Source organism: Methylobacillus pratensis (genome assembly GCF_054072455.1).
Genome location: NZ_JBSUSR010000010.1, coordinates 1 through 7,506 on the forward strand (window position 1 = coordinate 1; position 7,506 = coordinate 7,506).

General features: G+C 59.4%; 1 protein-coding gene. It reads right to left on the bottom strand.

All coding sequences use genetic code 11. The features are described 5' to 3' along the window. On the bottom strand, window positions 1-7,412 hold a 7,412-nt coding region (locus ACW4YW_RS15525; RefSeq protein ID WP_457138398.1), incomplete at its 3' end, for a hypothetical protein. Window positions 7,413-7,506: the final 94 nt, after the last annotated feature.

The following is a 7,506-nucleotide window of genomic DNA, read 5'->3' on the forward strand; positions in this document are numbered from 1 at the left end:
GTAATGTGGTCATCGGTCTCGATATTGTCGTTCTTGCCGCGCACGATCTCACGCACGATGTTATTGAGCCCGTCGTATTCCAGATCGGTCCGCGGGTTGACGTAGGTGTTCTGGTAGTCCACAAACCCCGGATTGATCTGGCTGGTCCTGCGCCCAAGATTGTCGTAGACCCAGCTGGTGATGGCGCCCGTCGCATCGGTTTTCTTCGTGACGTGATTGAGGCCATCGTATTCGTAGGTCGTGGTGGCATGGTCAGGCGTGGCAGCCTGAGTCACGATCCCAGTCGTGGTGTCAATCGTCCCCGCCTGCACATTGAGCCGGCTTTCCGTCTTGACCCGATTGAGCGCATCGTACGTGCGCTCGGTGATGCGGTTGTCCGCATTCCCGTCCAGGGTCGCCGCCTTGGCCTGGATCGCCGCCAGCGTGGTACTGTCATTGACGTCAAGCGGAGAGGTCCCGCTCTCCAGGCTCTGCGCATACTGCGTTTCTTTCGTCACATTGCCGAACGCATCCCGCACCCAGGTGGTGAGATAGCCCAAGGCATCGACCTTGGCCACTTGCTCACCGGCAGTGTTGTAGTAATAACGGGTGATATTGTCATTGGCGTCAACGCTCTTGATGAGGTTGCCATTGGCGTCGTAGGCCTTCCGAGTTTCAATCGATGAGAGGCTAATGACATAGCTACCGTCATATTGCCCAGTCGTGATGTTGTCGATCTTGCTGCCAGTCTCGCGTCCCACCTTGTCATAGGTGAAGTGGACGGTTCTGTCCTGGGTGGCATCCAGCAGCACGTACACGGTGTTGCTGTTCGCTGCCGGTGCGGTGGTCAGCAGTACGGGAATGACGCCGACCGCGATCTGGGCAGTGCCACTGGTCTTGACCGCATTGGCATAGCGGATCTCGCTGATCCGGTTGCCGGTCTTGTCATAGCTGTAGCGGGTGTAGCTGCCATCCGCGGCGATGGTGCCGGTACGCTGGTTGTTCAGGTCGTAGGTGTGCCAGGTGACGTTGCCGTTGGCATCGGTCTCCTTCACGAGGTTGCCGCGGGCATCGTAGGCCTGGCGCTTGGTCGGGATGACGGAGACGGTGCTGTCGGTGACCGGGTTGTAGCTCTGGAAGGGTTCGCCCGCTTCGCTCAGCAGGCGGTTGTGCTTGTCGTAGGTGTAGGTGGTGATGCGTTGTTCAGCGAGCCCTTGGGCCTCGGTCTTGGTCACGAGGTTGCCCGCCGCATCGTAGGCATAGGTGTTGACCACAGGCAGCGAGGTGCCGTTCGGCTGCTTCGAGGTGACCGGCAGGGTTTCGCTCACCTTGCGGTTGAGTTTGTCGTAGGCGTAGCTGGTGGTGGCGCCATTCCTCGCGGTCGCGGTCTTGACGTTGCCGAAGGCGTCATAGGTGTAGCTGTCATTATAGTAATCACTACTACCTATTCCTCCCCACCAGGTGGTGGTCGCGGTGACCTGGCCCAGACGGTTGTAAGCTGAACCTTGTAGCTGGTCGTTGGCTGAGTAGGTGACGTTGGGGGTAACCGTGGTACTAAGAGCACCGGTATAGCGATTAGCCAGCCTGGCGACTTGGGTCTGCTGTCCAAAGGCATTGTAACTATAAGTGGTGACCGCTCCATCCGGGTTGATCTGCAAGGTGACCCGGCCCAGCTTGTCGGTATAGAAGTAGCCGGCGTTACCATTAGCATCAATCAGTTTGACGATGTCGCCGAAGGCGTTGTAGTCGGTGCTGATGGTATTGCCCAGGGCATCGATAGCCCGGGTCTTGCGGCCCAGGAGGTCGAATTGCTGCTGGGTCAGGCGCTGGTCGGCAGTGCCATAGGCTTCGAAGATGCGCAGCTGGTTGCCCAGGGCGTCGTGCTCGTAATGGGTGGTGATGGCCTCCGCCGTGCCATCAGCGCGTGTCTCGTCCGTCAGGCGACCGGCATTGTCGTAAACATAACGGGTGGTGACCGCCGCACTGGTGCCAAAGGCCACGGTCTTGGTGATCAGGTTGCCGGTTTCGTCATAGGTGTGACGGGTGGTCTCTCCCTGGGCGTTGATGCTGTCCTTGAGACGGCCAGCGCCATCATAGCTGTATTGGGTGGTGCGATCCTCGGTGGCGTTGCGACGCACGTAGACGCCACTGGTCGGTGCGGTGGCGTCGGCAGCGATGACGCTAGGACGGCCAGGATAGACCGCCAGGCTGCCTTCCAGTTTGTTGGCGTAACGGATTTCCTGGATGACACGACCATTGCCGTCATAGATGAACTGGGTGACGTTGCGCTCGGCATCCCAACGGAAGATGGGACGGTGTGCGGCATCATAGGCCATCTGGGTGAGCTGATCCTGGGCAGAAGCCAGGACGTAAGGGCCATTGGCGGGGACGCTGCTGACGATCGGTGGCGCAACGTTCGCCGTCAGGCCAGCACGGCGCTCGACCGGGTTGGCATAACGCGTGGTCTGGTAAAGCCCCCCATTCGCTGTGTAGAGGTAGGCCGTGACATAACCTTCCGCATCAATGGTTAAGGTGGCACGGTTCAAGGCATCGTAGACGGTCTGTTCCACCCGGTCTTGCAGGGAGTTCAGCAAGACATAGGCACCGGTGCCCGTCCCACTCGCCAGCAATTCAATCCTCGCATTGGCGGCTAAGGTCCCCTGCATTTTATTGGCATACTGGGTACGCTTGACGACGTTGCCTGCCGTGTCGTACTCGTTGCGCGTGACGTAGCCATTGGCATCCACAGTGAAGATGAGGCGGTTGTCTCGGTCGTAGACGGATTGGGTGACACGGTCATTCGCACTGGTGATCAGTCGTGCTGTCACCGTGGTCGGAGGTATACCCACTGCTAGGTCAGTCAGGTCGATCGCGGTCGCATGCTGAGTGACCTTGACCAGGTTGCCGGTGGCGTCATAGGCATTGGTTGTAACATACCCCATGGCATCTACAGTGTGGATGACACGGTTATTACCATCATAGGTATAGCGCGTGACGTTGCCCGCGGCATCGGTCTTGCTCAGCACATAGCCAGTGCCACTATAAGTATAGGTAGTCTTGAGCGCTAGGCCGTCCGCATCGATGACCTCTTGGGTACGGCGACCCAGTTTGTCGTAAAGGTAAACAGTCTTGGTCGCCGATGGGGTGCCATAGCCTTCGGTAACGATCTGAGTCTTGCCTCGTGCGTCGTAGCTAAAACGGGTTTCCAGACTAAGGCCAGCCGGGTTGTCGTCGGCACCGCTGACCCAGTTGGGGCCGCGCTTGGGATCAACGACGATGGACGTGACCTGGCCTTTGGCGTCAAAGTCAGTGCGGGTCCAGGTACCAGTAGCATCCTGTTCCCAGGTCTTGCGGCCTTGGGCATCGTAGCGATAGGTGGTGGTGAGGTTGAGGTTGCCAGCGCCTGGATTGATGACCTGGGTGAGGACGCGATTGGCGGCATCATAGGTGTACTGGGTATTGGTGCCACGACCATCCTGGGTCATGACGAGACGACCGGCCTTGTCGTAGGTATTGGTATTGGTGGCAATCGGGTCGATGGTCTTGAGCAATCGACCATCGGCATCATAAGCATAGGTCGTGGTGTTGCCGCGGCCATCCTGGATGCTGACGGTCTCGCCAAAGCCGTTGGTGGTGGTCGTGACCTGGACGCCTTCCGCCGTGGTCATGACCATGGTGCGCGCCGCGCTATTGTAGGTGTAGGTGGTCGTCTGGCCGCGTCCGTCCACCTTGGTCAGCACGCGGTCGTGCGCATCATAGGTGGTCCGGCTCGTGATGTTGGTGCCGTCGATGAAGGTGATCTGGCGGCCCAGGCGGTCGTAGTCGTACTTGGTGGTGTTGTTGCGGGCATCCGTGACCTGGGTCACGCGCCCAAACGCATCCAGAATACGGGTAGTGTTCAAACCGAGTTCATTGGAGTTGCTCTTGAGCACGCCACGGCGATCATAGGTATAGGAAGCCCAGGTTGTCGTGCTGCTATTGATCCTGGTGACCTCAGTCCTCAATTCGCCAAAGGCGTTGTAGTCCAGAGGATTGGTATTGCCCAAGGCATCGGTATGGGAGATGGCACGGCCTGACTTGTCATAGCCGGTCTTGAGTTCGCTATATCCTCCTGCAAGACTGCTCACCGCCGTGCCCAGGCTGCTGGTCTTGCCACCCATCAGGGTACCCAGCACCGCCGTTGCAATCCGGCTGTTGTAGCGCCGCTCGGCGACGATCTCGTCAAAGGCGTTGTAGCGGTATTCGGTGACTTCGCCCAGGGCGTTGATGCTGTGCGTCAGGCGACCGTCGTTGTCGTAGTAGTGACGCGTGCGCAAGCCGCTGGCATTGGTGCCGTTCGGGGTGATGGTGGCAATCCGCTGGCCCGCCGCATCATACTCATAGCGAATGCCGTAGGTGTTCCAGATATTGTCGATCTGGGCCTGGGTGGGGGTACCGCTCAATGCCAACAGCGCCTTGCTGCCTTCGCCATTGAGTTCGGCAATCAATCTTCCTTGCAGGTCGTAACGCTGGGATTGGGTGCGATCCGAGGGAGGGAAGTTGGCAAAGTCCAGTGCTATGGTCGATAGCAAATTACCCACATTGTCACGGGTATAAACCGTCATGAGCCCTTGCATTGCGTGTTGGCTCAAGGTTTTTTCTTGTGTAGATTGCAAGCGATTGTTTGCATCATACACAGTAGCAGTGACCAAATCTTCCGGATGAGCAGCAGGCCTAGTCTGTTCTAACGTATTGCCCACGGCATAGGTCACTTTGCTGGCATATCGAATCCGACCCCGAGTATTACCTGCGAGATCATATGCATACTCGGTGAGATAGCTCTCCGCATCCACTTCTCCCACCAGTTGCCCCTGGGCATTGTAGAGCCGATGGGTGGCCTGGTCCTTGGTGGCATTGGCGGCCGGACGCAGTTGGGTCAGCGTGCCCGTGACCCATTGCGCAGACGGACTCTGGGTGGCATAACGGATGGTCTGGGTCTGGCGGCCCGCCTGGTCGTAGCGGTACTCGGTGAGGTAGCCTTCACCATCGAGGACGCCGACCAGCAGGCCATCATTGTCGTACAGGCGACGCGTCACGCGATCGTTGGCGCTATCAGCCACAGGCACGGTATTGGCATTGTTGGCCTGGATCTCGAGGCCGTTGTTGAGATCGGTGATCAGGGCGTCTTGTTGAGCCTGGGTCAGTAACTTGGTGTATTGCGTCGTGGTGAGTAAGCGGCTGGCGCCATCGTAGGTGTAGGCGGTCACGGCACCCGTGCCATCGATTTCCTTGGCCAAGCGCCCGGCCTGGTCGTAGAGGCGATGCGTAATGCGGTCATTGGCGTGCGCCGCGGGTTTGACACCCTCCAGGGTCAAGGTGGTGGCATTGGCAAGCGAGGCGGTGACGAGGTTGGCGTAGCGCCTGGTGGCAATCAGCTGGCCGTTGGGGTTGTAGATGAATTCGGTGAGGGATTGCTCGCCATCGATTTCGCCCACTTTGCGGCCCGCGGTATCGTAGAGGGTGTAGGTGCTCCTCCCGATCGGGTCGGTGACCTGGCGCAACTGACCCAAGTTGTCATAGGCGTAGGTGGTGGTGCCCAGGGCGGTGTTGGTATTGCCGTTCTTTTGCGCCGTGCTGATAAGGCGGCCAGCCTGGTCGTAGGTGTGGATGGTCTGCAGGCCGTTGGCGAGCTGGATGGTCACCTGGCGCGATGCATCGTTGTACACGGTGGTGGTGGTGCTGCCCAGCGCATCGGTCTGGCTCACCAGGCGGTTCGCGCCATCGTAGGCATAGCTGGTCAGGTAGGTGCTGCCGGTCTCGGTGCCGCGGCCATCGATGACCTGGCGCAGGTTACCGGCCTGGTCGTAGGTGTAGTAGGTGGTGGCTTTGCTCGCGTCGTTGACGCCGTTGCCTGCATTGTCGACGCTGCCGTAGAGGCTGCGGCTCTTGAGCGCGCCGCGTGCGTCGTAGGTGTAGTCGATACGCTGGCTCTGAGCCTTGTTCACGCCTGAGAGCCAGGCGGCGAGGTTGGCTTCGGTCTGGGTACCCGTCGCGGTGTAGGTGTTCGCCGCGTATTGGATCTGGCTGGTCTGCTGGCCGAAGCCGTCATAGCGGTATTCGGTCACGCGGCCTTCGGCACTGATGATGAAGCGCAGGTGGTGTTTGTTGTCCGCGCTGTAGATGTAGCGGGTGGTCTGGGGGACGCTGGCGGTGGCAGGTCCCGTCCCGTCCGGGTCGGCCACCGCATAGCGGGTTTCAGTCAGAAGTTGGTTCTGGTTGCTATAAGTGCGCTCAATAACGTTGCCTGCCGTATCCTGCTCACGAATGCGGTTGCCATTGGCGTCGTACAGGTAGTCGGTAGCGTTACCGCGCGCATCGATGACGCGCATGACGTCGCCGTTGGCATTGTAGGTGTAAGTGTACGCACCATCCGGGGAGTGCAACGCAAATAATTGGCCCTTGGTGTCGTACTCCATGGCATAGGTGGTTTCGCCATTGGCATTGCGGACGATCATGAAGCCTGCGCCAGCGATATAAGTAAATTCAGTGCTGTTGCCCAGGCCGTCAGCGACGGTCTTGACCTTGCCATCCGCATGGTAGGTGAAGCTGACGGTGGTACCGTTGCCGCTGCCCGCCACACCGCCATTGGTGATGCTGGCAATGCGGTTGCTAGTCCCGTCGTAGGTGTAGCTGGTGATGTAGACGTTGCCGTCGGTAATGTTGCTGTCTTCGGGGCTCAGGTCGGTGATGACGGTCTTGAGGCGCCCCTGGCTGTCGTATTCATAGCGGGTGCGGGTGCTGAGGGTGTTGCTGCCACTCACGATTTCGATGCGCTGCAGTTGGGTCCCCACATACACGAGCCGGGTGGTCTCGCCATTGGCATCCGCGACTTCGGTGATGAGGCCGTTGGCGTAGGTGTAGGTCAAGGCATTGCCATCGGGGTCGGCGATGGTCTTGATGCGCCAGGTGCTGCCGGACGCTTCGTAGGTTTCCGTCACCCGGTTGTCGCCGTCTTGCCAGGTCCAGGTGTTGTTGCTGTAGGTCAGGGTGTCGTAGCTGCCACCGCCGTCGGTGTTGCGGTATTGGCCGGAGGCAGCATGGTAGGTATAGATTAGCTGGGCGCCGTCAGCTCCGGTGCGGGTGATGGTGCTGCCCACGGCATTCAAGGTGCCAGTGAGACCGGAGAGCTGGCGGTAGAGGGAGAGCTGCCAGTTGTCTGAGTTGTCGAAGTCGAAGGCACCCTGGCTGTTGTAGGTGCGCAGGATGCCGATGTCAGGGCCCCGGCCAATCAGGAGTTCGTCTTGCCGCTGCAGGATGAGGTTGCCGGTCTTGGCGTTGATGTAGGCCGCATCGCCAACACCACCAATGTTCAAGTGCAGTTGCCCGCCAGACCCCAGTACGTTGGCCGAGCTCCCAGTTAACCCCAGGCCATTCCCCGTGACAATCGATACCATCCCTGCTCTCCATCCTTGTGAGTCAGGGCAAGACGGCCTTGCCCCTTATACACAAGAGGTCCTCAAGCATTCGTTTCAGTTTAGGGGAAAGAGG